Source organism: Sphingobium sp. VMM (assembly GCF_056790315.1).
Map to the genome: position 1 here is coordinate 120,505 of NZ_JBXGSI010000004.1, position 26,293 is coordinate 146,797.

General features: G+C 61.3%; 25 protein-coding genes. 8 read left to right on the top strand and 17 right to left on the bottom strand.

Annotated features, from left to right (window positions below):
* Nucleotides 1–58: 58 nt before the first annotated feature.
* The 6 genes from ACUCV3_RS07035 to ACUCV3_RS07060 are packed head-to-tail and all read right to left on the bottom strand — an operon-like array spanning nt 59 to nt 5,417.
* The gene (locus ACUCV3_RS07035; RefSeq protein WP_037509339.1) at nt 59–1,231 is read right to left on the bottom strand and encodes a glycosyltransferase; all 1,173 of its coding nucleotides are present in this window, start codon (nt 1,229–1,231) and stop codon (nt 59–61) included.
* A gap of 3 nt (nt 1,232–1,234) precedes the next feature.
* Nucleotides 1,235–1,738: a DUF2141 domain-containing protein gene (locus ACUCV3_RS07040; protein WP_037509337.1), complete on the bottom strand. Its 504-nt coding sequence runs from the start codon at nt 1,736–1,738 to the stop codon at nt 1,235–1,237.
* Nucleotides 1,735–2,691, bottom strand: a complete 957-nt coding sequence (locus tag ACUCV3_RS07045; RefSeq protein WP_230588555.1) for a hypothetical protein — start codon at nt 2,689–2,691, stop codon at nt 1,735–1,737. The genes ACUCV3_RS07040 and ACUCV3_RS07045 overlap by 4 nt, the downstream gene beginning before the upstream one ends.
* 41 nt (nt 2,692–2,732) lie before the next feature.
* Entirely contained in the window at nt 2,733–3,896 is a 1,164-nt protein-coding gene (locus ACUCV3_RS07050) for a glycosyltransferase (protein WP_051887075.1), read from the bottom strand.
* A 7-nt stretch (nt 3,897–3,903) separates the two neighbouring features.
* Nucleotides 3,904–4,647: a DUF2334 domain-containing protein gene (locus ACUCV3_RS07055; protein ID WP_037509333.1), complete on the bottom strand. Its 744-nt coding sequence runs from the start codon at nt 4,645–4,647 to the stop codon at nt 3,904–3,906.
* Complete coding sequence (locus ACUCV3_RS07060) at nt 4,644–5,417, bottom strand: hypothetical protein (RefSeq protein WP_037509331.1); 774 nt, start codon at nt 5,415–5,417, stop codon at nt 4,644–4,646. The genes ACUCV3_RS07055 and ACUCV3_RS07060 overlap by 4 nt, the downstream gene beginning before the upstream one ends.
* Before the next feature lie 142 nt (nt 5,418–5,559).
* On the opposite strand from ACUCV3_RS07060, the gene ACUCV3_RS07065 reads away from it, so the two are divergent.
* Nucleotides 5,560–6,618 (top strand): endonuclease/exonuclease/phosphatase family protein, encoded by a 1,059-nt coding sequence (locus ACUCV3_RS07065; RefSeq protein WP_482240466.1) that lies wholly within the window; start codon nt 5,560–5,562, stop codon nt 6,616–6,618.
* Here the strand turns inward: ACUCV3_RS07065 and ACUCV3_RS07070 are convergent.
* The 9 genes from ACUCV3_RS07070 to ACUCV3_RS07110 form a co-directional block, all read right to left on the bottom strand.
* Nucleotides 6,590–8,908, bottom strand: a complete 2,319-nt coding sequence (locus ACUCV3_RS07070) for a TonB-dependent receptor (RefSeq protein ID WP_482240467.1) — start codon at nt 8,906–8,908, stop codon at nt 6,590–6,592. The two genes, ACUCV3_RS07065 and ACUCV3_RS07070, sit on opposite strands and share 29 nt — an antisense overlap.
* Nucleotides 8,883–9,830 carry a FecR family protein gene (locus ACUCV3_RS07075; RefSeq protein ID WP_017183064.1) on the bottom strand — a complete coding sequence of 316 codons (948 nt, stop codon included), beginning with the start codon at nt 9,828–9,830 and terminating at the stop codon, nt 8,883–8,885. The genes ACUCV3_RS07070 and ACUCV3_RS07075 overlap by 26 nt, the downstream gene beginning before the upstream one ends.
* Nucleotides 9,831–9,887: 57 nt before the next feature.
* Nucleotides 9,888–10,415 carry an RNA polymerase sigma factor gene (locus tag ACUCV3_RS07080; RefSeq protein WP_010335880.1) on the bottom strand — a complete coding sequence of 176 codons (528 nt, stop codon included), beginning with the start codon at nt 10,413–10,415 and terminating at the stop codon, nt 9,888–9,890.
* Entirely contained in the window at nt 10,405–11,160 is a 756-nt protein-coding gene (locus tag ACUCV3_RS07085; RefSeq protein WP_010335879.1) for a phosphatase PAP2 family protein, read from the bottom strand. The genes ACUCV3_RS07080 and ACUCV3_RS07085 overlap by 11 nt, the downstream gene beginning before the upstream one ends.
* A gap of 27 nt (nt 11,161–11,187) precedes the next feature.
* Nucleotides 11,188–12,204, bottom strand: coding sequence for a YncE family protein (locus ACUCV3_RS07090; protein ID WP_010335878.1), 1,017 nt, complete (start codon nt 12,202–12,204; stop codon nt 11,188–11,190).
* Between the two features lie 56 nt (nt 12,205–12,260).
* On the bottom strand, nt 12,261–15,335 hold the full coding sequence (locus ACUCV3_RS07095) for an efflux RND transporter permease subunit (RefSeq protein WP_010335877.1): 3,075 nt from the start codon (nt 15,333–15,335) through the stop codon (nt 12,261–12,263).
* The gene (locus ACUCV3_RS07100; RefSeq protein WP_017183061.1) at nt 15,335–16,360 is read right to left on the bottom strand and encodes an efflux RND transporter periplasmic adaptor subunit; all 1,026 of its coding nucleotides are present in this window, start codon (nt 16,358–16,360) and stop codon (nt 15,335–15,337) included. Before ACUCV3_RS07100 ends, ACUCV3_RS07095 begins: the two co-directional genes overlap by 1 nt.
* A complete protein-coding gene (locus ACUCV3_RS07105) occupies nt 16,357–17,676 on the bottom strand; it encodes a TolC family protein (RefSeq protein ID WP_010335874.1) in 1,320 nt (439 codons plus the stop codon). Before ACUCV3_RS07105 ends, ACUCV3_RS07100 begins: the two co-directional genes overlap by 4 nt.
* Before the next feature lie 80 nt (nt 17,677–17,756).
* Entirely contained in the window at nt 17,757–18,074 is a 318-nt protein-coding gene (locus tag ACUCV3_RS07110) for a PepSY domain-containing protein (protein WP_010335873.1), read from the bottom strand.
* A gap of 160 nt (nt 18,075–18,234) precedes the next feature.
* Between ACUCV3_RS07110 and ACUCV3_RS07115 the strand changes: the two genes are divergently transcribed.
* The 7 genes from ACUCV3_RS07115 to ACUCV3_RS07145 all read left to right on the top strand — a co-directional run bounded on the left by ACUCV3_RS07115 (nt 18,235) and on the right by ACUCV3_RS07145 (nt 24,955).
* A complete protein-coding gene (locus tag ACUCV3_RS07115) occupies nt 18,235–18,909 on the top strand; it encodes a winged helix-turn-helix domain-containing protein (RefSeq protein WP_010335872.1) in 675 nt (224 codons plus the stop codon).
* On the top strand, nt 18,899–20,281 hold the full coding sequence (locus tag ACUCV3_RS07120; protein ID WP_010335871.1) for a sensor histidine kinase: 1,383 nt from the start codon (nt 18,899–18,901) through the stop codon (nt 20,279–20,281). Before ACUCV3_RS07115 ends, ACUCV3_RS07120 begins: the two co-directional genes overlap by 11 nt.
* Before the next feature lies 1 nt (nt 20,282).
* Nucleotides 20,283–20,441: a hypothetical protein gene (locus ACUCV3_RS07125; RefSeq protein ID WP_170319009.1), complete on the top strand. Its 159-nt coding sequence runs from the start codon at nt 20,283–20,285 to the stop codon at nt 20,439–20,441.
* 143 nt (nt 20,442–20,584) lie between these two features.
* Nucleotides 20,585–21,781 carry a hypothetical protein gene (locus ACUCV3_RS07130; protein WP_010335870.1) on the top strand — a complete coding sequence of 399 codons (1,197 nt, stop codon included), beginning with the start codon at nt 20,585–20,587 and terminating at the stop codon, nt 21,779–21,781.
* On the top strand, nt 21,781–22,569 hold the full coding sequence (locus ACUCV3_RS07135; RefSeq protein ID WP_010335869.1) for a glycosyltransferase family 2 protein: 789 nt from the start codon (nt 21,781–21,783) through the stop codon (nt 22,567–22,569). Before ACUCV3_RS07130 ends, ACUCV3_RS07135 begins: the two co-directional genes overlap by 1 nt.
* Before the next feature lie 47 nt (nt 22,570–22,616).
* Nucleotides 22,617–23,867 carry a lipopolysaccharide biosynthesis protein gene (locus ACUCV3_RS07140; protein WP_010335868.1) on the top strand — a complete coding sequence of 417 codons (1,251 nt, stop codon included), beginning with the start codon at nt 22,617–22,619 and terminating at the stop codon, nt 23,865–23,867.
* 5 nt (nt 23,868–23,872) lie between these two features.
* Nucleotides 23,873–24,955, top strand: coding sequence for a glycosyltransferase family 4 protein (locus ACUCV3_RS07145; RefSeq protein WP_017183057.1), 1,083 nt, complete (start codon nt 23,873–23,875; stop codon nt 24,953–24,955).
* Here the strand turns inward: ACUCV3_RS07145 and ACUCV3_RS07150 are convergent.
* Nucleotides 24,927–25,772, bottom strand: a complete 846-nt coding sequence (locus ACUCV3_RS07150; protein WP_010335866.1) for a glucosamine inositolphosphorylceramide transferase family protein — start codon at nt 25,770–25,772, stop codon at nt 24,927–24,929. The genes ACUCV3_RS07145 and ACUCV3_RS07150 overlap by 29 nt on opposite strands.
* A 240-nt stretch (nt 25,773–26,012) precedes the next feature.
* Nucleotides 26,013–26,222, bottom strand: coding sequence for a hypothetical protein (locus tag ACUCV3_RS07155; protein ID WP_138984408.1), 210 nt, complete (start codon nt 26,220–26,222; stop codon nt 26,013–26,015).
* Nucleotides 26,223–26,293 lie beyond the last annotated feature (71 nt).

The following is a 26,293-nucleotide window of genomic DNA, read 5'->3' on the forward strand; positions in this document are numbered from 1 at the left end:
GCGGCCGCGCTGTGCGGGCGGTTGGCCGGGTAAGGGCGCCATTTTCGATGCGGAGGTTTCAGGCTGCATGGCGCACAGCAGTTCGCAGCGAGGAATAGGCCTCGAACAGCCAAGAAAAATGCTCGTCCATCGTGGTGACTGAAGCTGCCGCGGTTGCGGCTCGACTACGCCAAATGTCCGGATCGGTAGCTGCGAAATTTTCTATCGCTTCAACCAGACTTGCCGTGTCACCTGCACGGAAACGGAGACCGATTCCTGAACGCGCATGATCAGCAGCGCCTCCTTCATCGGGCACGATCACGGGGACGCCGCTGGCGCGCGCTTCGGCGGCGGTCATGCAGAAGGTCTCTGCCTCGCACCCGTGGACGAGGGCATCGGCGCTTGCCAGCAGGCTCGCGAGTCGCCGCCGGTCGGTCGTCGGCGCCAGCAGATGGATATGCGGGTTGTGCGCGGCTGCACGGCGCACCCGCGCGCTGTCCCGACCATCACCCAGGAGCACCAGGCCGACGGGCCGACGGTAACCGGCGAGCGTCGCAGCCTGTATGACCATTGGCCATCGCTTCTCGGGTGCATGCCGGCCGACCCCCATCAGCAGCAGGCCATTTTCATCCAGGCCGCATCGCGCGAGAAGATGCCGCCTCAAAGCTGCGTCGCGATGCGACGGGGTAAAAATATGGGGCTCTACCCCCATGGGGACGGTACAGACCGAACCGACGCCCCCGGCGCGCAGGCGCGCGGAAAGACTGTCATTTGCGCTCACGACCATGTCGAAAGCCTGTCCGAGCCGTCGCAAATGTCGCCAGTACCAGTCAAAGCCCCGGTCGATGGCTGCCCGCGGCGCAACATTGCCGAACCAGCGATAGGCGTAAGCCGACAGAGGATCTGCATGCATTACCAGTGCGCGCGGGACATCGCCGCGCCAGCGTGCAACCATGGAGGCACTCGACCATGGCGACGATGCTTCGACCAGGTCGGGGGCAAGCGCGTCCAGCATGCGATGCAGCGCTGCCTCATCATCGAAATAATGATAGCGCCGATCCAGCGGAAAACGCTTGGCTGGAATGGTCACGACGCTCCCGCCGCGCGCAGGCCGCCGCGCCAGTTTCTCGCCCGGCGCAAGGATGATTATGTCATGCCCCGCCGCTGCGCCGGCATGCAGTTTCCGCTCTACATAGGTCTTAACCCCGCCGCCCTGCGGCGCATAAAAAGCGCAAACGTCGACAATTCGCATGGGCTAGCGCTCCAAAGGTCCGAAGGAAAACAGGCCGCGCCGGTAATTGAGCCTGATGGGAATATGGGCCGGAGCGGCGCCTACGCGCGCCGATGCCTTTGCCGCTGACGGTTTCGACAATCCGAGTTTGGGATTGCCCGCAAAACCTACGCCGTCGATCGAGAGCGAGAATTTCCGGTTGGCATCGCGATCATGCATCAAGCTGATCGCGTAGACGCCGGGGCCTGGTGCCCGGATGCACAGCGTCACTGACCCCTGGGAGGGGACGGTTTCCTCGACCCGCCGAAACACCTTACCTTCCGAAATCAGGATATTGTCGTCGGCGAGAAAATCGGCGTCATTTGCTGGGTAGAGCTCAAGCTTGAGGCGTCCCCTGCGGTCCTTCAGTCCCTCGACCGACACGAGAAAGGCTGACCCGCTTTCATTTGGCCGACAGAGCCCCTCAGCCTTGCCCAGATCTGGCGATGAAGGGATCGGCGCAGCGGACATCATGGCAAACAGGATCATGTCCGATCCTTGATCAGGCCGTTCATTCCCAGAAGCAGACCGACAACAAGATGCGCGGCAAGAATCAGCGTGGCCATCAAAGCCATCGCCGAAACAATGTCGCTGTCCCGTCCGATCAAGAAAGCGGCCACACCCGCAAAGACGACGTCCTTGTTGGGAAGCAGGGGCAGCCTGGAAAGCAACTGTCTGATCGTTCCAAGGATGATCCACATGCTCAGGTCCACCGAGGGGAGCAGCAGGTGCCACATCATGGCGGCCAGCAATGTCGTGGCCAGGATACGCAGCACGTGAATGGCGGAAATCAGCCACAGTTCGTGCCGAGGCAGCGCGAACAGCCGATTGCGCAAAAGCATGGCAAGCATGGACGTCAGCAGGACGAAGAAGATGGATCCCGATATCTCCCATCTGCCAATCCCCGCGACGCCGCTGCCCAGAAGCGGGAAGGCGAAGATCATCATGATCAGCGTCACGACGTTGCCGGCGAGCGCAGACAGGATGGTGACGTCCTTGAGCGCCGCAAAGGGTGCGGACCTGATGTCGGCGCTACGCCTGGCCCATGCGTAAAAGTAGACCTCGCCAAGATAGCCCAGCAGAATCTCGTTGCTCACCAGCTTGCGAAGAAGCGCGCCGAAGCCCGCCGCTGGAATATGCCAGAGTCGCCGAAAAATGACCCATTCCGAGATCGGGCCGGCAAGATAATAGGCGGCGAACGCGGTCCAGAATATGGGTGTTGTCGGCAGAAGCTGCAGGAGGTGGGCCGTGTCCAGGCCCCTGAACTGCTGCAGGACCGCCAGCAGGATCAGCAGCGAGATGATCGGCCCCGCCCATATCGTCCAGTTGCGCCCTGTCCGTATCAGCGGCTCTGGCGAGATCATGGTGCCAATGGCTGGCACCGTGGGCTGGAAAACGAGATTTGAGGAAAGGACTGAACCACCTGAATTCGGGTCCGTCATGATCGTCTCTTGATAGTTGCGTCACCCATGGGACGGCGCACTCAGGACCGAACCTCAGCTTGCGGATGGCAATTATTTTCGGAGATAGAGTTGTATGTAACATGTTTAAAACAGGTGATATAATCGCCACATGCCTGTTCGATCGTGAAACGTTTCGCCTGGGAATAGCTGGCATCCTCGCATTGATCCATGCGGCGGGCTGCAGCGATCGCAGCAGCCAGATCATAGAGATTGCCGACAGGGACGAGCGTCGCCAGACGTCCATGTTGCGTGAGTTCGGACATGGCGGAACTGCAATCGGTCGCGATGATCGGAAGTCCGGCGCCGAGCGCTTCGATGATCACCGCTGGTACGCCCTCATAATTGGACGATAGCAAGAAAATATCGAATCCGGTGAGGTGCCTCGCCGGATCGGGCACATGGCCCTTGAAACGAACCCGATCTTCTATGCCTAGTTGCAGGGCCAGCGCAGCCAGGCGTTCGCGCTCCGGCCCGTCTCCATATATCGTCAGGCAATCGCGCGTTGTTGCAGCGACGGCGAAGGCGCGAAGCATGAGCCCGAAATTCTTCTGCGGGACAAGCCTTCCGACCGCCACGAATTGAAGGCCCTCATTTTCCTGCCGTCGACGGCCAGTGGCACCGGCTCGTAAAGTCTCGAGTTGGCGCTGGTCGATCGCAGGGTCGGCTATGATGGAGATGCATCTCGATGGGATGTGGATGGCGGAGGATATCTCCCTTTCCATTGCATGTTCCATACCCACGAAATGATCGATGAACCGGGCATGGAGGCGCACCCATAGCCGATACAGCGTGCGGATCGGCATGGGCATATCCCTGCGCTCGAGATCATTGCTGATCTTGGCGACAATAGGGGGACAACGCCTGCCAAGCAGCAATTTCATCGCCAGCGCAACGACCGTGTAGCTGTTGCCGGCACAAAATAGCAGATCAGGCTGGAGCCGCCGAATGACGGCCGGCAGGGTAATCATCATCCACAGCGTCTCGAACCGCCTGGTGGAAAAGGGGGGCTGGCGTGGCTGATGGAATTCGAGCGCGCGGGCGAGTTCGTTCCGCATCGGGCCATCGGACCGACCCATGAAGAGAGGGGCTTCAATACCGGCGCCCCGCCAGGCGCGGACAAGACGCAGCGCGATACGTTCCACGCCGCCGGCTTCGAAGCTGTGAAGAAATGTCAGCACGCGCATATTCGGTTCAATCGTCCAGCAAATGCCCATAGCGGCTCGGCCGGCGGGTCAGGACCGCCCGCTGCAGAACATCATTGATGCTGAGCATGATAGCCGGCTGGGTCGTGTCACCGGGATGGACGGCGACCCTGAAATTCTCCGACCGGTGCAATAGCGGCGGTAGGAGATATGCGACCGCCAGGGATGATGCCATGCGGAGTTTGCTCCGGCTGGCCCATGTCATGACCGGTCCACGCGCCAGAGTTTGCCCAGTCATGGGTGACCAGATCTTCATATGATCTTCCGCAATTGGGAAACCGAGTTCCTCAAGCGCTGTCAGGGCGGGTTCTCCATACAGCCAGGCCGGCGCAACAAAGCCGGCAATCGGTTGACCGGTAATCTCCTCGATCAGGGCCCGCCCGTCTGCAAGCCGCTGACGGGCCGTGGCGAGATCCAGTCCGAGAAATTCTCCCTCGCCAGCTGTCATGTGCTGAGCCTTGAACCGGGCGCCAAGGCCGCCGTGGCTGGCTCCGTCACGGTGAAACCAGCCATGCAGGAAAATCTCCGCGCCGCTTTCCGCCCATCGGCGAACCCGGCCAGCAAAGGGTGAGCGCGCCGAAATAGGATGATCGCCCCAATGGTTGGGGACCACCAGCATCGCGGTCCGGTCAAGCCGCACATAGGGGGCGACATGATCGACGAGGCGATCCACCTGGCCCTCAAAAGCTGGTCCGACGTCGTGGATCGAGAATAGAAGTCGCTTCTCTTTCATAGATGATAGCGAAAGCTGGCCAGGGCGCGCGCATCGTTGACAATGGCTGATCCCTCCAGGCCGGTGAGATCCATTGCGGGGCGACGCATGTCACTGACGCAAAGGCGCCAATCGATCGATCCGGAGACCCCCGGTGCCGGACTGGCAAGGGCAAGCTCAGGGCCAGAACCGGTCAATGGGGCGCCCCCCAGCGTCTCCGCCAGGCGAGTAAGGGCATCATGCCGTGACGGGCGAGAGATGGACCGATAGTCCAAGGAAAGGCGAGAGCCCCGCGCATCGTCGATGGCAAGCCCGATACTGGCAATATTGGTCGACAACCGGCGGGGGTTGATCTCCACGACATGGAGGCGTCGCCCCATATGCGCGTAATCCCCGTTCAGCGACAGGTTCAGCATATCCATCAATGGTATGGCCGCATTGAAGGATATGCTTCTCAAGGACCAGCGATCCTGATCAGCGCTTCCATCCTGATGAACAAAGGATGCGGCACGGTTGGCGGACAGACGCAGGCTGGAAGGACCAAGCAGCAGATTGAGCGAACGGGATCTGACCCGTGCCAGATCGAAATGATCGGTGGGCGTCGCGACGGCAAGCGCGTAGGTCTTGGGGGCGTGCGCAACCGGTATCCCGTGCAAGAGCCTGGCATTGCTCGCTACCAGTAGGGGAGCATAGCGTGGATCTTCATTGGCGGCTCGAGCCGGCATGGCTTCAAAAGCTCCGAATAAGACCAGCGTCACGATCCCGAACGCATGATGCGCAGATATAATCATCAGCTCACATCTCCCCGTTGCGTGCCTCGACGGCGTGGTGAGATGGAGACCTCAGCTTCAAGCCCAGCAATTTTTTCCGTGATGGAAACTGAGGTGCCCGTGCATTCGCATCGTCGCAGGCGGCGAATACGGGAGACACAATTTGCGGACCTCGAAGGCAGTTCTGATCGCAGCTTCGCTCATGGGCATGCTCGGCGCTGCGGCACCGACCCCGTCATCGCCGGATCTGACGCCCAGGCTCCCGCTGCCTTTCGACGGGCATTTGTCCGTGCTGACCTATAATATCCATGGTCTGCCCTGGCCCGTCGCAAGAGGGCGGACACAGGCATTCGCGCAGATTGTGCAGCATTTGCGGACCATGCGCGAGGATGGGACGCAACCTCACATCATCGTTCTGCAGGAAGCCTTTACGACTGACGCTCGGGCGATCGGCCGGGCAGCGGGCTACCGATATGTAGTGGAAGGTCCGGGCGCGCAGATGCCTGGACAGGGAAATCTGCCGTCCGGCTCGCATGCTCTGACAGACGCTGCCGCATGGTATCATGGTGAAACGCTCGGCAAATATGTCGGAAGCGGGCTTCAGATCCTGTCCGATTATCCGATTGCGGGCGTCCGGAAAATGGCCTTCCCGACCTTTGCCTGTGCAGGATTTGATTGTCTGGCAAACAAGGGCGCGCTGCTGGTCAGCGTCGCTCTCCCCGGGCAATGGGACAGGGTCGATATCGTCACGACGCATCTGAACAGCAGGCGTGCGTCACGGGTCCAGGATGACCGATCGCTGGCCGCCTACCGATTGCAGGTCGATTATCTCACCAACTTCATTACGAGCGCGCATGATCCATCGCGGCCCCTGATCGTTGCTGGGGACTTTAATGTGGGCAGCGTTCCAGCGCGCAAGCAAATGCTGCTCTCCAGGGCTCAGTCCAGATGGTGTCAGGATGGCGATATTGACGACGCCTATGGAGAAGCGGCCCGTCATGGCATCGCTCTTTCGGCCGATGCGCGTTTTTCAAGGAAGCGCGCCCGCGACTGGCAGTTTTTCACACCTGGCCGACGTACCGACCTCGAGTTGAGCAGCATCGATGTCCCGTTCGGCCATGAACCGGACGGAACCATGCTGTCTGACCATGTGGGTTATTCTGCGACCTATCAATTGCGCAATCGCCAGCCTCTTACCAGGATCGCGCCAGGGCGAGTGTAAGGGTGCGAGGTCGGATTGGCGTATATTGCGCTTCCTCCCGGATCGCGAAAGGATTGCCGAAGGAGAAGCTGTCACCCCGAATATCGAACAGATTGTCCATATTGACGCTGAGGGTCCAGTGGCCTCGCGTCGCCTCTGCATGGGCGGACGCGGTCGCATAATTGCCCATGCTTCGGTCCAGATCATCGTCGAAGGACAATCTTGCTTTCCCGATATAATTGGCCTGCAGCCCGGTCCTGGCCTGCCAGCCACCGGCCAAGGCGAAGGATTTGCCAAAAGATGCCCGGCCAGCGAAGGCCGGGGCTATGGGAAGGCCGCGATCATCGAGCTTGACGCCATCGGCCGCACGCGTGAGCAAGGCCGACTGCGCGCTGCCACCGGCGGAAATGGTAAAGCCATTGCCCAGATTCCAATCCAGAGCGATCTCGGCTCCGATGATCCGTCCCTTGCCTGCATTGCGGGTAGAGACCAGCCCATCTTCGAGCAGATAGTCCGACTGGATGTCGTTCCAGAGCGTGTAATAGGTGCTAGCTGAAAGGGACCAGCGACCATCAAAGGCAGTCTTGCGAAAGCCAAGATCGAAGGTGCTCAATTCGTCCGCATCGAATTGGCGCGCCGACGTGGTTTCCGCAGGCGCCAGACCTCCAGGACGCATCGCCCTTGCATAGCGGAGATAGACAATACCTGATCCGTTCAATCGATAGGAGATTGCAGCGCTGGGAGACAGGATGGTCTTGCGCGCACGAACGGGCGTGATCCTGGGTTCGTCACCGGTTCCATCGCGCGTGATGCTCTGAAACAGGCGCGCGCCGATCGTCGCATCCAGGCGATTGAAGAGCGGCAAGGTCGCTTCACCGAATATCGCATATTCGACAACCTGCCGATCGTAGATTTCCACTATGGCGGGATCGCCCCCTTCCGGGGTGACGGAAGCCTCCCCTCGAGTGGTCGCCCGAAGGTAGGAAAGGCCAGCAAGCCAATGCTGCTCGCCTTGAGGTGCGATGCGCAGTTCCTGGTTCAGCACCGTATATCGACGATCATCGTCGAACCGGACCTGGCCCGTCAATCCGAACTGGTCGGCAGCGCTGCTGGCATCGAGAATATAGTCGAAACCATGCTCGACATAGCTGGTCGCCGACGTCAGTTCCAGCGTACCGATATTGCCTTTGACGGTGCCATGCCACAGCTTGAAATCATTGTCGGTGGGCTCGGCAATGGGATGATCACGCGACAGCATTTCGTCGGATTGAAGCACATATTGGCTGTCGCGCGCATTGATGTCCTGCAGCATGAAGCCTGCATCGACCGTCCATCGCTCTGAGGGCTGCCATCGCAGCGCTATCCGCGCGCCGACGGTCTCCGTTGAATTGGTCGCCTTGTCGGAACCATCATTGGATATCCAGCCGCCTTCCAGAAGACGATAGCCCACGGCGCGTAATGCCAGGCGGCCATCGACGACAGGCAGGTTCATGATGCCCTCGGCGCCCGTGCCCAATTCGCCATGCTGAACGGCCTGAGCTGACAGTCGCGCCAGGGCATAGCTGTCATCCAGTTCGGCCTTTCTGGTGACGATGTGATAGATGCCACCCAGTGCGCCCGAACCATAGAGCGGCCCTTGCGGTCCCTTGAGGACTTCGATCCGATCGACATCGATGAGCCGGAGATCGGGATCCGGCGCATTGAATGTCACCCTTGCCTCATCGACCTGGACTGCAACCGTCGATTGGCTCAGGCCGTTGAATGGGCTGTCGGCAACCCCGCGGATAAACTGTCGGTTACGCCCTGGTCCCATGTTGGTCATGGCCAGGCCTTCCATGTCGAGGCTGATGTCGCGGGACGTCGGACTTCTCGCTCCCCCCAGCGGATCAAGCGACAGCACGGATACTGATAAGGGGATATTCGCGAGCGGCTGTGGCCGCTTCTGCGCGGTCACGATGATTTCACTTGCCGCAGGCGCCACTGTGGGGGCAGGCGTGCGAGGGGATTGTCGGACTGCGATTACCGCCGGCTTGGGCTCGATACGATAGAGGCGATCACCGATCCTGAGCGCTTGAAGTCCGGTTCCTTCGAGCAACCGCGCCAGGGCTTCCTCGGGCGACAAGCGCCCTTTCACACCACGCGTTTTCAGTTGTGTGACATTGGCCTTGAAGCCGATGGAGATACCCGTCGAGGCGGAGAATTTGTCCATCGCGGCCATGAGCGGCCCGGGCGCGATATCGAGACTGACTACCGGTGCGCGTGCAAGAACCGTTTCCGGGCCAATCTCACCGGCCAGCAGCAATATGCACAAGATCGCCTTGCTGACGCACTTCGAGCCCCATGACGGCCGCCAGGTCGCTGGCAAGTTTCGATCCGTCACCGATGACAAGAATGCCCGAAAAATGCTTGTTCTCCAGCGCGGAATCGACAGAAATCCTCTTGCCCGAATATCGTTCGATGTCGCCAGCCACCATTGCAAGCGGCGCATTCGTATAGGTCAGCCGGCCACTGCGCCAGCTTCCCACTTGGGAGGGCTCTACCGTGCTGAGTGTCAATAGACCATCCTTGCCGACCAACTGATGGCCGGCATCGACCCTGACTGCCGAAGCGGTCTGCGCGCCGGCGACGGAAACCGCCCCCTGTGCGACACCGACCCGCAAGGCAGAGTTTGCAAGATTGACCGAAAAGCGGGTGCCAATATCGGTAACGCGATAGTTGCCGGCCGATACGGTCAGGACGCGCGAGGGATCGTGGCGGACGTCAAAATAGGCCTCCCCCTTCGCAAGCTCGATTTGCCCGTCATTCTTTGCCGATACCAGAATGGCGCTTCCCGGCGACAGGGTGACGCTGGTGCCGCTGGCCAGAGCGATCATGCGCGGCGCCGAGCCTTCGTTGCTGTAGGCAATGGGTCTGGATGTCTGCCAGAATGTCGGGAGCGCAACGGCAAGCGCCAGGCAAGCGGCGAGAGCACCGCCCATCACCAGTCTCGGCTTCCAACGGTGTCTTGGATCGATTTCGGCGACAGGAGGAGAAGGCTCATGGCTCAGAACGTCCCGATGTTCGCGGACAGCAGCATCGACCAGGGCAATCGAATCAAAGGCTTCCCGGTGCCGGGGGTTTGCCTCCAGCCACGCGAGATAGCCGTCCCAATCCGCATCGTCGTGCTCGAGCGCCGCCTGCCAGGCAATCGCCTGGTCAAGCATCGCTTCGTCAAAATCCGCACGCGCCGTCATGGCGATTGCCCTTCCACCTGTTTGATCACTGTGTGACGATATCGTGACGGCATTACCTCAGTCCGTGAGCGCGCGGCGAAGATATTTCATGGCGACGGCCATATGTTTTTCGACGCCGCTCTTGCTGATGCCCAACTGCGCAGCCACCTCGCCATGTGTCAGCCCTCGAAGCTTGTGCAGTTCGAATGCCCTTCTTGCCCCTTCCGGCAGCGTCTCGAGCGCCGTTTTGATGCGCTGCACTTCCTCGCGCGCGATGATCTGGTCCTCGGCGGTTTGCGACCGATCGACCGGGTCGATGCCCGGTGCCGTGAAATCGGTTTCCTGATCGTTCCAGCGCCGCTCCCGAGCCATGCGCCGCTGCTGCTCGCGAAGTCGATCAAGAACGAGATTCTGGGCCATCTTGTAAAGATAGGCGCGACCATTGCCGATCGGCCCTGCCGCCACATTCCTGGCACGCACCCACAATTCCTGAAGCAGATCATCTGCTTCGGCAGCATCTCCGACGCGCGCGATCAGAAAGCGACGTAAATCAGCACGATGAACGCCATAAATGAGCTCAAGATCGCTATCGTCGCTAAGACTCATGATCGCGATTTGACAGATAAACGGACGAACCGGAAAGAGATTCTGGCCCAACGCCTGCTCTGGCGCCCGGCAGCCGATGTGCGATCAGCAACGCCATGGCCGCCCAACTCGCTCCTACACACCATCCCGCTACCACATCGCTCGGCCAGTGAACGCCCAGGTAGATGCGAGAGCTGCCGATCGCCAGGGTGAGGCAGATTGCCACGGAGATGATGTAGATCCGTACTCGAGGAGCCTGCTCGGCTCTGGCCAGCAAGGCGCCGACCGTAAGATAGACGATAGCGGAGTTCATCGCGTGCCCGCTGGGAAAGCTGGCAGAGCTGACCTCCACCAGATGCTTGACGATATCCGGTCTCGGCCTTGCATATTCAATTTTGAAAAGCGCGCTCATCGCGCCGCCAGCCGCAATGGAGATCGGGAGAAAGAGGGCGGTTACCTGCTTTCGCGCAGCAAGAAGATAGCCCGATGCCAACAGGGTGATGAGCGTCAGCAGATTGATGCCACCCAGCGCGGAAATATCCACCATTGCCGATCGGAGCCAGGCGGGGCCGATCGGAATTGCGCTATCCGAACTGCGACGCAGGCACTGGAGAAGATATCGGTCTATCGCGAAGCTGTCGCCCTCCAATATTTCGGATCCAAGCTTCAGGAAGAGCAATATGCCCGCTGCTGCCGCAAGGAACATGACCAGTATATAGCTGTCGATACGATGCCTGGCGGATAATTTCTGCAGGACAGAGGGCATGAGGTTCCTCGCTGAGGTATTTGACGATCAACCCGCAATTTGGCGGCGCGATATCACAAGCACATGGAAACTGCCTGGCATGGGCTGCAGAGGTCCGCTGCCGCTCGGCGGCGATACCATGTTGGCGACCGGAAGATAGATCGTCCCCGTGGCCGGATCTATCGCGCCGGTGCGCGCGCCAATTTCGGTTTCCACGCGGCCAATCCTGCGGACCTCAGGGCCCTCGAGCGAAAAGATATCGAGTACCCCATCCTTGCCGCAAGGAATGAAGGCCAGTCTATGGGTCTCGTCGATCAGGACTGCGTCAGGTCCCCGCCCAATGTCTACAAGCTTGACCAAGCGGCGGCTTCGCGCATCCACTATCGCGGCCTTGCCATTGGCGCAGGCGGCGATCAGTCGGGTGGACTTCCCGTCGAGAGCAAGGCCGCTGGGGCCCTCGCATCCAGGAAGCGGGATCGACTGTCCCATCTTTCCCGTGATGGTGTCGAGCAGTTCGATCTCGCTGAAATCCTCGTTATTGACGAACATGGTGCCGGTCCGGTCGAGTACCGCATATTCCAGGCCCGGTTTCGCCTTGATTGTTCTTTCGATTTTCATGCTCTGGACATCGACGACCGATATCGTGCCGCTTGTCGCATTCATGACGAAAGCGCGCTTGCCATCGTGGGAGAGGATCGCCGCATCCGGCTTCAATCCGACGGTCAAGCGTGCCAGTTGCTTGCCATTGGCACGCTGAAGGAATCTTACGCTTGCATCGTCGCCGCTGGTCACCAGAAGTCGATCGTCCGAGACCGGCACTGCAGAATGACCGTGAGCGATGACGCCTAGCGAGCCGATCATCTTGTGGGTGCGGGTGTCGATTACCGTCACCTCGCGGGCACGGGCGACATAGAGCTGATGTGTCCGGCTATCGACGCGGGCATAGTCCCATCCCCCATCGGGTCCGGCAATTTTATCGGTGATCCGGTAAGGAGGGGGGCTCGCTGCAGCGAGCGCGCTGCCGCTTCCTGCCAGGGCGGCGAGAAGGAGGAGGGCATGTTTCATGGGCTGTTCCTTCAGATGGGCAGATTGCTGCTGGGGCGCTGGCCCTCTTGATATGGTCATGTGGCCGGTAGGGCTCCCGTCCCGGCTTGTGCCGTTTCGCCGCGCGGCAAAGTCAGTCGCACCAGCACTGGCATCGCCAGCAGCACGAGCGGGAACTGAAGCAGCAGGCCAGCGATGATCGCTATCGCCAGCGGCTGCTGGATGCCCGATCCCTGCCCGATAGCCAGCGCCAGCGGCAGGAGTGTCAACATTGCGGCCAGGGTCGTCATCAGGATCGGTCGCAGGCGATTCCGGCTGGCTTCCCGGGTGGCTTGTGCGGCGGGCATTACGCGGCAGAGTTCCTCGAACTCGGACACGTAGAAGATCGCCATTTCGGTGCCGATGCCGATGATCATCGTCATGCCCATGAGAGCGGTGATGTTGAGGTCCACGCCCGCGAGCCAGAGGGCCGTAAAGACGGCGGTGGTCGAAAGCAGGGAACAGCCGATGATGATGACCGGCAGCCAGAAGCGCCGATACAGGATCAGCAGGAGTATGAGTTCGGCGACCAGGGCCATGGCGAACACCTTGATCAGTCCTGCAAAGGCGATCTGCTGCTGTTGATAGAGGCCGCCCATTTCGTAGCGCACGCCGGTGCCAAGTGCCCCCGGCCTGTCGAGCGCCCTGGTTACGTCACCGACGGCTGCGCCGATACCGCGCCCCTGGATACGCCCCGTCACAGCCACCATCGGCTCGAGATTCTCGCGCGCAATCTGCGGTTGGCCGGTGACGGCCTCGATCGTGGCGACCCGCGAGAGCGGAAATATATGACTGTCGCCAGCCCGGATCGGCAGTTGAGACAGGCCATCCTGGCTGAGCGTCATTGTCTCGGCCAAGCGGACACGCACATCGACCGCCTTGCTGGGCTGCGCCAGTGTCGTGGCGATCGCCCCGGTAAGAGCGGTGGAAAGCTGCGCCTCGACATCTGCGGGGGCGACTCCTTCGATTCCGGCGCGAACAGGATCGACATGGACGTTGAGCGCGTCGCCGGCGAGTTGCACGCCGTCCTTCACCTCGATGACGCCTGGGATTTGCCCGATCAAGGCTGCAACTTTGCGTGCCTCGCTCTGGAGAATGCCTGGATCAGCGGCATAGAGCTTTACCTCGATCGGTTGGGGAACAGCCGTCAGATCGCCGATGAGGTCCTCCATCAACTGCGCGACCTCCACTTCGACACCGGGAACTTTGATGGCGATCTCGCTTGCGAACGATGCGGCGAGTTCTTCGGTTGGCGTGCTGTGATCCGGCTTCAGTCGCACAAAATAGTCGCCATGATAGCTTTGTCCGAGATCGCCTCCGAGCCCGGTGCCGAGGCGACGCGAGAAGGTCAGCACCTGGGGATTGGCACGCAGCATCGCATCGATCTGCCCGACCTGTCTGCCGGTCTCCTCGAGCGATGTGCCGGGCGCCGTGAAATAATCCATGATGAAGCCGCCTTCATCGACCTTCGGCATGAACCCGGTGGGAACATTGGAATAGCCGACAAAGCCGATCAGAAGCAGCGGGCCTGCGATCATTGCGAGGAGCCAGGGACGAGCCGAAAGGCGATCGAGCGTACGCTCATGGAGACGCCCAAGACGTCCGTCACCGGCCAGTCCAGGATCATGCCACTGATTGAAATCGATCAGCCAGCGCGCGAGTATCGGAACGACGAAGGCCGTCATCGCCCAGGAAAGAGCCAGTGCTCCGGCCATGGTGATGGAAAGAGCCTTGGAAAAGGCACCGGTCACGCCGGTCAGGAAGGACAGCGGCAGAAACACGATCAAGGTGGCAAGGCTGGAGCCGGTGAGTGGTACCATGAACTCTCGCGCTGCGGGCAGGACGGCGGCGTCGCCGAGTGGCTTCCCATCGCTGCCAAGGGCGCCCGCCCGCCGCGCAATATGTTCGACCATCACGATTACATCGTCGATGAGCAGGCCGACGGCCGCTGCAATGCCGCCAAGGGTCATGATGTTGAAGCTCATGCCGAGCAGCGAAAGCAGCAATATTGTCGCTGCCAATGTGGCGGGGACGACGATCACCGCGATCAGCGTCACGCGCCAACTGCGCAGGAACCACAACAGGACGAGGCCGGCCAGGACAAGGCCGATCAATACGGCATCACGCACGCTTGCTGCAGATTGGGTGACCAGTTCGCTTTGATCATACCAGTTCACCAGCTTGACGCCGGCTGGCAGTTTTACGCCAGCCAGCTTTGCCTGCACTTCACGGGCTATCTGGACCGCGTTGCCATCGGGCTGCTCATAGATATTGAACAGCACCGCAGGCTTGCCGTCGTCGACGATGCGCTGCCAAACCGGAACCGCGCCGTCCTGGACGGTCGCGACATCGCGGACGTGAACGATCCCGGCAGTTGCAGCCTTGATGACGATGTTGCCGACGTCGCCCGCACTGATGATGCTGCGGTCGGCGATGACCAACGACAGACGGCCGCGATCCTGCACCTGGCCGACCGCGCTCAACACATTGCCATTGCGGATTGCGCTGGCCAGGTCGGTCATCGACAGGCCGTGATCGGCTAATCGATATGGGTCGGCGAGCACCTGTACCTCGGCGGTATCACCGCCTTGGACACCGACACGCGCCAGGCCATTGATCGATGAAAGCAGGGGCGTGATCTGATAGGTGGCCAAATCCTGCAAGGCCACCGGGTCGCCATGCTCGGATACCAGCGCATAGGAGATGATCGGAAAGACCGTAGGATCCATGCGACGGACGTCATATTGGGTGCCGGCGGGCAGCGACGGCAATATCCGCCCCAAAGCCGTGTCGACCAGCAAAGTGCTGGCGACCATGTCGCGCCCCCAGCCAAAATCGACCGAGATCTGCGCCGATCCGCGGCTCGTTTCCGAGCGGACATTCTGGACGCCGGGTATGGCGCGGATCGCTTCTTCTGCCGGGCGGGTAATTGTGAGCGCCGTCTGGTCGGCCGGACGGCTTCCGGCGTTGAGATCGACCACCACCCGAGGGAAGGACACCTGGGGAAACAGTCCCGTGGGCAGCGATAGCGATGCAACGACACCTGCCAGCGCAAGCGCCATGGCGATGAGAACCAATGTACGCGCTTGCGTACGGAGCAGATATTCCAGCATCAGTTGCTCCACCGCACGGCGTCGCCGTCACTGACCTGATAGGCGCCCGAGACGATCAGCGGCTTGCCTGGATCAAGTGCGCCCTCGACGACATCGCCCCGGTCGGAGGCAAGCAGGATGCGGATCGGGATCGCCCGGGCCTGGCGATTGGCCACCTGAAACAGGCGGGCCGGGCCGCCAGCCGTCACCACCGACTGATGTGGCACGATCCAGCCGGAAACCTGGCCGGTCTCGATGGCTACCTGCATGGCTTCGCCGGGGAGCAGCGCGCCAGCCGGGAAGCTGACATCAACATCGATCAGTCGGGTGAGTGGGTTAAGAGCGCTGTCTGCCCGAACGACTTGTCCTGCCAGGCTTTGCCCGCCCGAAAGCCGCTTGAGCGATGCAGGCATGCCTACCGCTACGCGGCCATGGACGGCGGGATCGACCCCAACGGTGACGACAATCCCACCGGCCCTGGCAACCGTGACGATCGGGGCGCCAGCCTGCAGGCGATCGCCCTGTGCGACAGATATGCTGGTCACGATCCCGTCAAAGGGCGCGACAAGCGTGCGGGCTGCCTGCCCCGCCCCTTCCGCCTGAAGGGCTGCGAGTGCATGTTGCGCGTCGGAAACCGCCTTGTTCGCCTGGGTGAGCTGATCCTGGGTCGCGAGTTGTTGCGAGAGGAGTTGCGCTGTCGTCGCAGCCTGTTTGCGCGCGGCAGCCAGCCCGCTCGAGGCCTGCTCATAAGCGCTGCGGGCCGAGGGCGCGACCATGAAAGTCGCCAGGGATTGGCCCGCTTTCACGGCCGTGCCGGGCGCTACCAGCAGCGCGGTAACCTGTCCGGGTTGCGCAACGCTCAGGCTCTGTGTTCCATTGATGGCAGGTGCCACGGTGCCATAGCAGTCGAGCGTTGCCGGCAGTGCGCCACGCCGCGCTGTCACTGTGCTGACCAATGTCGTCGGCGCATCGCTCGGCGCCACTGGCGTATTTCCGCATCCTGCAAGAAGCAGGACGATGGGCGCAAGGAAAGCTGCGCCCTTCATCGTGCCGCATCCGGCGCAGTCAGCGCATCTGCCTTGGGCAGGCCCGATCCGATGAGGGTCTGTATGGCGATCTGGCGATCGAGGAGCGCAAGTTCGAGTGTCATGATTTCCTGCTCCTTGGTGAAGCGATTGGAAACGAGGTCGACATAGCCGCGCTCGTCGAGATTGGACGCGCCAAAGGCGGCCTGTGCCCGCTCGGCAGCAAGGCGTGCGGCGGGAAGATCATGCCGGGCCGTCATGAGCTGGGCTGAAAGCTGCTCTGCCTCGCTCAACATGGCTTCGACTGTGCCCATCGTGGCCGCGAGCCGCGCGGAATAATCGGCATGAAGCTGTTCGCGGGTAGCCCGGGCGATGGCGATATTGCCCTGGTTGCGATCAAATATCGGCAGGCCGATCTGAATATTCGGGCCACCATTGATGACCTTGGCATTGTCGCTTGCGACGCTTCCGCCAAGGTTCATGTCGGGAAATTGGGAAAGGATCGCCTGGCGCACTTGCTCGTCTGACGAGGCATAGCCCATGCGCAGGGCTATGAGATCGGGGCGGCGAGCCGGCAAGTTGGGAAGATCGGCCCTGATCGCTGCCATGTCGAATGGTGGGAGATCGACCTGCTCGGCCAATGGAAGCTGCGCGTCGGGCGTGAGGCCCAGCAATGCATTGAGCTGATGCTTGAGACCAAGTTGACGCTGATCCAGGGCATCGAGCGCGGCGCGGGCAGACTGCAAAGCCAGTCGATCGGGCGCGACCGTCACCAGCGTCACGCTATGCGCTGCCAATGCCTTCTCAAGCTTGGTGTTGCGCTCGACCAGAAGCGTGTAGGCTCCAGCATAGCTCGGGCGGGCGCGGTTCCCCATGATGAGGTCGCAGGCGAGTTGGCGCGCCTGGCCTGCAACCTGCCATTCCTGCCAGATGATGTCGGCTGCGACCTGTTGTTCACTGTCGGCGGCGGCACGGCGCCTGGAACGGTAGGTGACCAGGCTCTTGATATCCTGCGCAATGCCCAGATTCCACGCCGGTACGCTGCCGGCGCCGGATAGCAGCGGCAGCAGTGCGCCGCTCAGCGACGGATTGGGCAGAAGGCCGGCTTGCAATGTCTGTCCGGTGGCGATGCCGCGCTTGAACCGGATCGCCCTGAGATCGGGATTGTTCGCAAGGGCAAGGGTAACCACCTGCTCCACGCCAAGCGGTTCGCTGGGGATGGACGGATCCAGCGAGCGAAGATCAGGCGCGAGCGGCGCCTGGGTTGCGAGCGGCAGAGGCGTATAATGCGCGCAGCCAGCAAGCGACAGTGCCAGCAGGCTAAGGCTTGCAGACATGGGAAGGCGACGTGGCATGAGAAGGCTGACCCCTGTTTATGGAGCGACCGGGCCGGTTGGCCTGGCCCGGTACCAGGCGCTCAATCCGGGTTATGGCCTTCAGGCACATTTTCGAGCGGTTTGCCCGTCACGGCGTCTATGCCCACTTCATAGGCCCGTCCCTTGCTCATGATGTCGAAGGAATAGCGCAGTCCGCTGCCGCCCTTTTCCTTTTCCAGTTCCTGATCGGTTATCGTGCCGGGGCGCAGCTTGAGCGCCGCCATCCGCGCAGCAGCGAGCGAGAGCTTGGATTGAGCAGCATATTGGCTGCCCTTGAGTTTTGCAGCGGGCGCGGCGGGCAGCATCGTGGCAATGCTGCCAATCAGGGCAGCCGCCAGGGCGGTTGGCATCCTTTTCATGGCGATATCCTCCTGCGCGAATCTGCGCATTACCCGCTCTAGCGGTCGCCAGTTTCGCGCAGCGTGACGCGAACATTGATAATCCCCAACTTGCGGGGACGAAGGAAGATGAAGCAAAATCCTTCTGTTGAAGACCAGGATCGTGCGATGAGGACGGGCGATGAAGCTGCTGCTGCTCGAGGATGATGAAACGACGCGCGTCCATCTCGAGCGCGTCTTGACTGCTGCCGGTCATGTGCTGGATGTGTGCGACAATGGCCGCGATGCGATCTTCCTGGGATCAAGCGGGGACCATGCCGTCCTCATTCTCGACCGAATGGTACCGGGCCTTGACGGATTGGCGGTCTTGAAAGCGCTGCGCGCAGCTGGCGTGAGAGCGCCAGCCCTGTTCCTCACCGCCATGAATGGCGTCGAAGACCGCGTCGAGGGGCTTGAAGCGGGCGCAGATGACTATCTCGCCAAACCTTTCGCCGCGACCGAACTGCTTGCCCGCGTCAATGCGCTGGCGCGTCGTCCGCCCATCGCCGAAACAGTTTCCGTTCTTGAGGTCTCCGATCTCAGCCTGGACAGGATCAAGCGAACGGTGCTCCGAGGCGGTAATCGGATCGAATTGCAGGCGCAGGAATTCAAGCTGCTCGAATATCTGATGCTGCATGCCGGGGAGATCGTCACAAGGACGATGCTCCTCGAAAATGTCTGGTCATTCCATTTTGATCCGAGAACCAACATCATCGAAAGCCATGTCAGTCGGCTGCGCGCCAAGGTCGATCGCGGATTTGGCAGGGAACTGATCCAGACCGTGCGCGGGGCGGGATATCGTATCGATGACGTTTGAAGCCGTGCTGCGTGCGCCCTTGCGTAGCGCGGCGTTTCGATTTGCCGTGCTGCTGGCCCTGATCTTTGCGATCGGGGCTGGGGCACTTCTGTTCACTGTTCGGAGCCAGATTGGACATTATGCAGCCGAGGCGACGAGCGGCCGATTGAAGGCGGAAGTTGCCATCCTTGGCGGCGAATATGCGCAGCTAGGACAATCGGGCCTGACCGATGCCATCGCGCGCCACCAGAGCGTGGGCGATGACGCGCAATTTCACTATCTGCTGGTCGATGCGCAGCGGCGGCGTCTTGCCGGCGACCTGCCGGTCAGCGCGGCCCGGGTTGGCACATATGCGCTCGAAATGGTTGAGCATGACAGCGGCCCGGTCAGCGGTCGGTTGGAGACGCTGACGGCGCTGGGGACGAGCCTACCGGACGGCCTGACGCTGGTCGTCGCCACCGACAATTTCGATGTGCTGGATCTGCGCAGTCGCCTCCTTGCCTTCACCCTGCTCAGCGGGGTGGGCATTACGCTGTTCGTTCTGGTGGGCGGTTTCCTGGCGGCCGTCCTATTCCTGCGGCGCCTGGAACGCGTAAATCTGGCGGTAAGCCGGATTGTCGAAGGCGAGCGGGAGGAGCGATTGCCGATGATCGGCTTTGGCCCGGAATTTGACGGGCTCGCCCACAATCTCAACATCATGCTCGATCGCAACGAGGCGGCTATGGAGGCCCTCCGCCAGGTTTCCACCGACATAGCCCACGACCTGCGTACCCCCCTCACAAGGCTGCACCAGCAACTGGAGCAGATGCGGGATGCCGATCCGATCGAGCCGGCGGCAGTGGAGGCAGCGCTGGCACAGACATCGGGCCTGCTTGCCACATTCAACGCCCTTCTGCGCATTGGCACCGTGGAGGGAGGAATTGGGCGCAGGCGGTTCAAGGCCGTGGATTTGAGCGAACTCATGGATCGGATCCAGCAACTCTATGAGCCTGTTGCGGAAGATGGCGACCACCATCTCCTTGCCGACCATGCCGGAAATATTCTGATCCATGGCGATGGCGAGTTGCTTACCCAATTGGTGATCAACCTCATCGAAAACGCCCTCGTTCATACGCCTGCCGGCACACGGATCACCTCACGACTCCGCTATCAGGATACTTCGCCTGTCATCGAGATCTGCGATGATGGCCCAGGCATACCAGCAGACGAGCGGGAAAAGGTGTTCGGTCGCTTCTATCGCCTGGATGCCAGTCGCAACACCGAGGGCTCCGGATTGGGGCTGGCGCTCGTGGCCGCGATAGCGAACTTGCATCAAGCACATTGCACAATCTGTGAGGATAGTGCCGGCATGTGTGTGCAAGTCACCTTTCCGACGCTTCAGCCCCAAGGATGATATGGCATCGCCCGTCGATGCGATCAGGTCGGGTCTGCGCAACGGCTTGCCGGATATTCTGCAGGACGGAACGAACGGCGCAAATGGCGGAAAGCAGCAACGCCGGAATGGCATTGAAGGTAATTGCCCGCAGCAACTGACCTTCAAGCTACAGGTCTGAAAGCGCCCTGCTATCAACGGGCCAATCGTACAGAATATGGAGAGAACGAAGCTCCAGATCGCAAAACTCATCGGATGGCGCCTTCCGCAAATATTTTTCGTTCGTGAGCTGAGGTGGCTCCAGTGCCACGGCGTCAGCGCCCCATGCGCATTGGCTTCCTGTTCAACCATGATCAGATCCACCAACTGGCCCACAGCCTGCCCATAGCGATTTCACTCGCTGCGGGCGGTTTTGCCGGCGAGATCATCATCGCAACAACAAATGATCGCCTGGCCCATGAGGTGCGGCGGTTGGCGGGACCGTTACTGGGATCAAGGATCCAGCATGTCGAACTCGGCCTGACGACGCGGTCGGAGCGGCTTGTCGGGATGCTGGGCAGCATGATCCCGGCCAGGAAATTGCTGCTCTATCGGGACAATCTCGAATTTTTCCGTAGCCTGGACATGCTTGTCGTGGCGGAGAAGACATCTCTGCTCCTCAAGAAGCGCTATGGCCTCGACAAGCTCTTCATGATTCATACGCGTCATGGCGCGGGCGATCGTGCGATCGGCTTTGACAAGGCCAGTGCCGGGTTCGACCATGTTCTGTGTTCGGGCGAGAAGATCCGTCGCCGGCTGATCGCTGAAGCCGGGATTGATCCCTCTACCATCAGCATCGTGGGCTATCCCAAATTCGATCTTGTTCGGCAGGCGGGCAGAACCCAGCATTTTTCCCGCGAGCGGCCGATCATTTTATATAATCCGCACTGCTCGCCGCATCTTTCTTCCTGGTACAAGCATGGCAGACAGGTGCTCGATCATTTCGTCGAGCGGGATGCGCAAGAGCTTATTTTTGCACCCCATGTAATGCTCTTCGAAAGGCCGTTCGTAGTCACGATAGACAAGTTGAGCGTCAATCGCCCGGGGACCATCGCGAAGCGCTTTCTGCATGGCGACAATATCCATATTGACCTCGGCAGCCGGGCATCGACCGATATGAGCTATACGCTGATCGCCGATGTCTATCTGGGCGACGCGAGTAGCCAGGTCTATGAATTTCTGCTGCGTCCGCGACCCTGTGTGTTTCTCAACAGCCATGGCATCGACTGGCGGGGGGATCCGAACTTTGCGCACTGGCGAGCCGGCGAAGTCATCTCGGATCCCAAGGATCTTGGCCCGGCTCTCGCCCGCGCAAATGGTCTGCATCGCGATCACTACCAAGCCATTCAGGAGAATCTGTTCGCCGACAGCTTCGATCTGGACGGCCGACCGTCGTCAGACCGGGCAGCGGCGGTCATCACGCAGCTTGCAGACAAGCGCCGAGGCAACGTCGTTGGCTTCAGCAATTTTCGTGCTGCCTGATGTCCTCGCTGACCATCATTCTGCCTTTCTTCAATGAGGAAGGCTGGATCGACAAGACGGTTCAGACCCTTGCGATTCAAAGTGATATTCGTTTCCGACTGCTTCTTATCGACAATGGCTCGACTGACAACGGCACCGAACAAGCGCGCGAGGCAGCCCGATCTCTCGGATCCAGGGCAGAGATATTGTCGTGCCCGACCCCCGGGAAAATTCACGCCATGGCGCTTGGCCTGTCGAGGGTTGAGACCGCCTTTGTGGCGATCTGTGATGCGGACACGGAATATCCGATCGACTATGTAAAGCGCATCCTCGACCTGTTTACGGGCGATCCGGAAGCGGCCTCGGTGATGGCCATCGACCTTTATGCGCCGCTGGAGAGCGCTGAGTCACGAAAACGGACCGATTTCATCCTGCGCAAGAGCCGACGTTTCTCGGCGAAATGTCATGCCGGTGGCTATGCCCAGGCCTATCGCACGGATGCCTTGCGGGCAGCAGGCGGCTTCGACGCCAAACGATGGCCCTATGTCCTTGAGGATCATGAAATCGTGCATCGCGTGATGACGCATGGCCGCGCCATCTACGACCGGGATCATGTCTGTTTTCCCTCAGCGCGGCGATCATGCCGCAAGGCCGTAAGCTGGACACGGGCCGAACGGCTGATCTACCGCTACACGCCGCGATTTGCCCTGGACTGGTATTTCTACACTTTCCTCGGCCGGCGTCTTGCGGCACGCAACGGCACGGGCGATGCCCTGCGCATGAAAGACTGGCCTGCCCAACGCCCATGATCGAACGAGCAACCGTTACAGGGCGTATTTTCAGGGGATTGGGACTTGTGCTCGGCGGCAAGGCCGGCGCCGGGCTCATCAGTCTCGTCTATCTTGTCATCGCCGCGCGCGCCCTGGGGCCGCATGACTATGGCATATTGGTTCTCGTCCATGCCTATGTGACGGCGATATGCGGCATCGTCGAATTTCCGGCCTGGCAGGCGATCGTGCGCTATGGCGCGGAGGCGCGACAGGAAGGGGCATCGCACCGCCTCGCACGTCTGCTTCGTTTCGGTGCCAAGGTCGAACTGGCGGGCGGCGTCGCGGCGATCATCGCCGCCATGCTGCTGGCGCCCTGGGTCGGACCACATCTGGGCTGGCCGCCCGAAACCATGGCTTTCGCCATTCCTTACAGCTTCGCCGTGCTGGGATCGGTGCGCTCTACGCCGGCGGGCTATCTGCAACTGATCGACCGCTTCGACCTTATCGGCCTGCACAATATGGTCCAGCCGCTCGTGCGCCTGTGCGGAGCCTCGCTGGCGCTGCTGTTCGGCTGGGGGCTCAAGGGCTTCCTCGCTGCCTGGCTGCTGGCCGCCATCGCCGAGTTCGCGGTACTCTGGGGCATGGGGCTTATCTGTGCCTACACAAGACTGGGCGCGGTCCTGATCCGTCCACAGGCGGGTAATGTGGCAAGCGAAAATGCCGGCATCTGGCGGTTCCTGGTGGCCAGCAATGCCGATGTCACGCTAGCGGAACTGGCTGGGCGGCTCGCACCGCTGATCGTCGGCTGGGTCATGGGGCCTGCCGTCGCCGGGCTTTTCGCGGTCGCCCAGCGCGCGACCGTGATCATCTCGCAGCCGGCACAGATATTGGGGAACACCGCCTATGCCGAACTGGCAGGGATGGTTGCCTCCGGCCAAGGCGGCGCACCGCTCCGCCGCACGCTTGTGCGCGTCATTCTGATCGCGATCGCCGCGGCCTTGCCCGTGGTCATCCTGGCGGCGCTTTTCCCGACCATGATGGTTACCCTGCTGGCGGGCAGCGCGTTCCAGGCGGCCGGCGCGGTCATGGTGGTTCTGATCATTGCGCGGGTAATCGCGCTGGTCGGACCGCCCTGCAGTTCTGCGCTTTCCGCTATGGGATATCCGGCCCTGTCGATGAGCGCGAACCTCTTTGCGAGCCTCATTTTCCTGCCGGCGCTGCCCTGGTTGCTCGGGTCGTTCGGGCTGATGGGCGCAGGGATACAGGCCGTTGGTCAGGCCCTGATTGCCAGTCTCCTGCTGGGCGGCCTGGCCTGGCACCGGAGCCTGTCGCAGTGAACGGCATGCGCATTGCCTATGTCATCAATTCGGTCGAAGGCGGCGGCGCTGCGCAGCCCGTGCCCGCCATAGCCGACGTGCTGCGCGCCGGCGGCGCGCAGGTGCGGTTGTTCGCGCTTCGGCCAAGCGACAGGCGCGGCTTGCCCGCGATTATCGAGGCGGGGCTGCTTCCGCGCGTTCGGGAAGGCGGGACAGGCGATCATCTGGCGGCCGCCTTGTGGCTACGGCGGGAACTGATGGACTGGGGCGCGACCCATATCTGGACGTCGCTCAGCCGTGCCACGATCCTTGGTCTCATTATCGGGCCTTCCCTCGGACTTCCGGTCGTCTGCTGGCAGCATGCTGCCTTCCTCAAGCCCTGGAATGAAAGGCTGATGCGCCTCCTGGCGCCCAGGGCGGCTTTGTGGGTGGGGGATTCGCAGTCCGTCACCGATCTGACGCAGCATCGACTCCAGGTTCCGGACGAGCGGCTACGCTGCTGGCCCATCTACGCCGTCGATCCAGCCATGCCGCAGGCATCCCCATGGCAGGCCGGCGAGCCGATCCGCATCGGTTCTTTGGGACGGCTTCATCGGGTCAAGGGCTATGACATCTTGATCGCGGCCCTGGCGCAAATCAAGGCTCGGGGCCTTGCCACGCCTCCATTCTCGCTGGCGATCGCGGGTGAGGGGAGCGAGCGCGGTCGCCTGGAGATGCTGGCTCGCAACGCAGGGGTCGATGTCGAATTCGCCGGATTTACCGATGCCCCCAAGAGCTTCCTCGCCGGACTGCATCTCTATGTTCAGCCGTCACGATCCGAAGGCTTTTGCATCGCCGCGCATGAGGCGATGGCGGCCGGGCTGCCGGTGATCGCTTCAGCGGTCGGGGAAATGCCCTATTCGATCATGCCGGGCGTCAGCGGCCTGACCTGCGCACCGGCAGATACTGATGCTCTCGCCCATGCGCTGGAGACCCTGCTTGCTACGCCTTCAAGGCTTGAAGAAATGGGGCAGGCCGCACGAAACCTGGTGAACCAGCGCTACTCAAGAGAGCGTTTCGAAAGAACAGGTACAGCCATTCTCACCCATATCCGCCAAGCGCACGCCTGATTTCCAGCGCCAGCCCGCGTGCGGATCGGTCGATCCGCTTCACATCGACCAGGCTGATCTCCCCGCATGCGGTCAGGCTGTGCATGCCGTCCCGATAGGCGCCGGCGGACAATGGGACCGGCATGGCGTCGCCGGCTTTCGCGCTGAAATTCGCCTCATCCAGCCTGTCGATCCAGAGAGGACGGATGGCTCCGCCATAGGTGCTGCTGCAGTCTTGGACCGGCAGAACGACATGTCCGGACAGGATCTGGGGCGAGCCACCAGGGCGCGATGATGTCACATCGACGCGCACGGGATTGCGCGGATGCACGATCCAGGGGCCCGCCAGGCGCTCGGCCCAGGCGATATGAAGCTGCGATATCTTTGTCTGCTTTGAGGTGGCCGGCGAATAAAAGAGCCACCAGCGGTCTTGATGATGGAGGATCGTTGCATCGACCGGAACGCAGTCCAGTGCGATGCGCAGTTCCGGCCGCCAGTCAGCCAGGCCGCCATGGTCGCGATAAAGCGTCAGCGCGCCCGATCGATGCGCCTCGGGCAGCATCCAGGTCGCACCTTCGCCGGCGAAAATCTGGGGGTAGGACAGGTGCCAGGGCTCACTCAGGCAAAGGCGCCGTTCGACAACCGACAGATGCTCATCGAGCGACAGGCGCATGATCGTGCCATGACGATGGCGATAATCATAATGCTCGGCAAAGATGTGAAGCGTTCCGTCCGCACCTCTCCATCCGAATGGATCGGCAAGAAACTGGAATGCCGGCTCCTCCGGGAGCCATGTCAACGCGCTATCGATCCGGCCCGATGCGATGATTGCAGCCATCGGCTGATGGACGATCCCGCATCTCCATATGTCTTTGCGCCGGGGCATGACTTGCTATGCACATCGGTCCAATATTCCGCTACCCCCTTGCTCTGGGATGATGGCCATGCTCGACGGCAATCGCACGCTTCGTGCCTCGATGATTTCCCACCCGGAACCGGACTGGCAGCTAGTGCATCTCGGCCGACGAGAAGCTGCCATTCCGCAATCGGCCATCCCTCGCATTCCGGGAAACGATCATCAGTGCTTCAGGAACGGCAGGTGTTGGACGGGAACCTGCCGTTCCCGGCGCAGCTCGCGAACGTCGGTTTTGTCCCAGGCCCAGTCATAATCGGGCGGTCCGCTTTCAAGCATCGTAATATTGCGGTCGAACGGCTTGAGTGGGCGCGTAGCGGCCACTTCCGCCGTCGACCCATTGCTGCCGTTCGGAGGTCGATTTTCAATCGCCAAGTGCTGAAGGTCTGCTTGTTAGATTCGATTAAGGCCGTGCTTCTCCCGCAGTGTAAGCTGAAAGGGGGGCA

Bases quoted from the DNA above. Each gene is read 5' to 3' on its own strand.
- ACUCV3_RS07035 (WP_037509339.1), bottom strand. From the start codon at position 1,231: ATGCGAATTGTCGACGTTTGCGCTTTTTATGCGCCGCAGGGCGGCGGG.
- ACUCV3_RS07040 (WP_037509337.1), bottom strand. From the start codon at position 1,738: ATGATCCTGTTTGCCATGATGTCCGCTGCGCCGATCCCTTCATCGCCA.
- ACUCV3_RS07045 (WP_230588555.1), bottom strand. From the start codon at position 2,691: ATGACGGACCCGAATTCAGGTGGTTCAGTCCTTTCCTCAAATCTCGTT.
- ACUCV3_RS07050 (WP_051887075.1), bottom strand. From the start codon at position 3,896: ATGCGCGTGCTGACATTTCTTCACAGCTTCGAAGCCGGCGGCGTGGAA.
- ACUCV3_RS07055 (WP_037509333.1), bottom strand. From the start codon at position 4,647: ATGAAAGAGAAGCGACTTCTATTCTCGATCCACGACGTCGGACCAGCT.
- ACUCV3_RS07060 (WP_037509331.1), bottom strand. From the start codon at position 5,417: ATGATTATATCTGCGCATCATGCGTTCGGGATCGTGACGCTGGTCTTA.
- ACUCV3_RS07075 (WP_017183064.1), bottom strand. From the start codon at position 9,830: ATGACGGCGCGTGCGGATTTTGACGAAGCGATGCTTGACCAGGCGATT.
- ACUCV3_RS07080 (WP_010335880.1), bottom strand. From the start codon at position 10,415: ATGAGTCTTAGCGACGATAGCGATCTTGAGCTCATTTATGGCGTTCAT.
- ACUCV3_RS07085 (WP_010335879.1), bottom strand. From the start codon at position 11,160: ATGCCCTCTGTCCTGCAGAAATTATCCGCCAGGCATCGTATCGACAGC.
- ACUCV3_RS07090 (WP_010335878.1), bottom strand. From the start codon at position 12,204: ATGAAACATGCCCTCCTCCTTCTCGCCGCCCTGGCAGGAAGCGGCAGC.
- ACUCV3_RS07095 (WP_010335877.1), bottom strand. From the start codon at position 15,335: ATGCTGGAATATCTGCTCCGTACGCAAGCGCGTACATTGGTTCTCATC.
- ACUCV3_RS07100 (WP_017183061.1), bottom strand. From the start codon at position 16,360: ATGAAGGGCGCAGCTTTCCTTGCGCCCATCGTCCTGCTTCTTGCAGGA.
- ACUCV3_RS07105 (WP_010335874.1), bottom strand. From the start codon at position 17,676: ATGTCTGCAAGCCTTAGCCTGCTGGCACTGTCGCTTGCTGGCTGCGCG.
- ACUCV3_RS07110 (WP_010335873.1), bottom strand. From the start codon at position 18,074: ATGAAAAGGATGCCAACCGCCCTGGCGGCTGCCCTGATTGGCAGCATT.
- ACUCV3_RS07115 (WP_010335872.1), top strand. From the start codon at position 18,235: ATGAAGCTGCTGCTGCTCGAGGATGATGAAACGACGCGCGTCCATCTC.
- ACUCV3_RS07120 (WP_010335871.1), top strand. From the start codon at position 18,899: ATGACGTTTGAAGCCGTGCTGCGTGCGCCCTTGCGTAGCGCGGCGTTT.
- ACUCV3_RS07125 (WP_170319009.1), top strand. From the start codon at position 20,283: ATGGCATCGCCCGTCGATGCGATCAGGTCGGGTCTGCGCAACGGCTTG.
- ACUCV3_RS07130 (WP_010335870.1), top strand. From the start codon at position 20,585: ATGCGCATTGGCTTCCTGTTCAACCATGATCAGATCCACCAACTGGCC.
- ACUCV3_RS07135 (WP_010335869.1), top strand. From the start codon at position 21,781: ATGTCCTCGCTGACCATCATTCTGCCTTTCTTCAATGAGGAAGGCTGG.
- ACUCV3_RS07145 (WP_017183057.1), top strand. From the start codon at position 23,873: ATGCGCATTGCCTATGTCATCAATTCGGTCGAAGGCGGCGGCGCTGCG.
- ACUCV3_RS07150 (WP_010335866.1), bottom strand. From the start codon at position 25,772: ATGGCTGCAATCATCGCATCGGGCCGGATCGATAGCGCGTTGACATGG.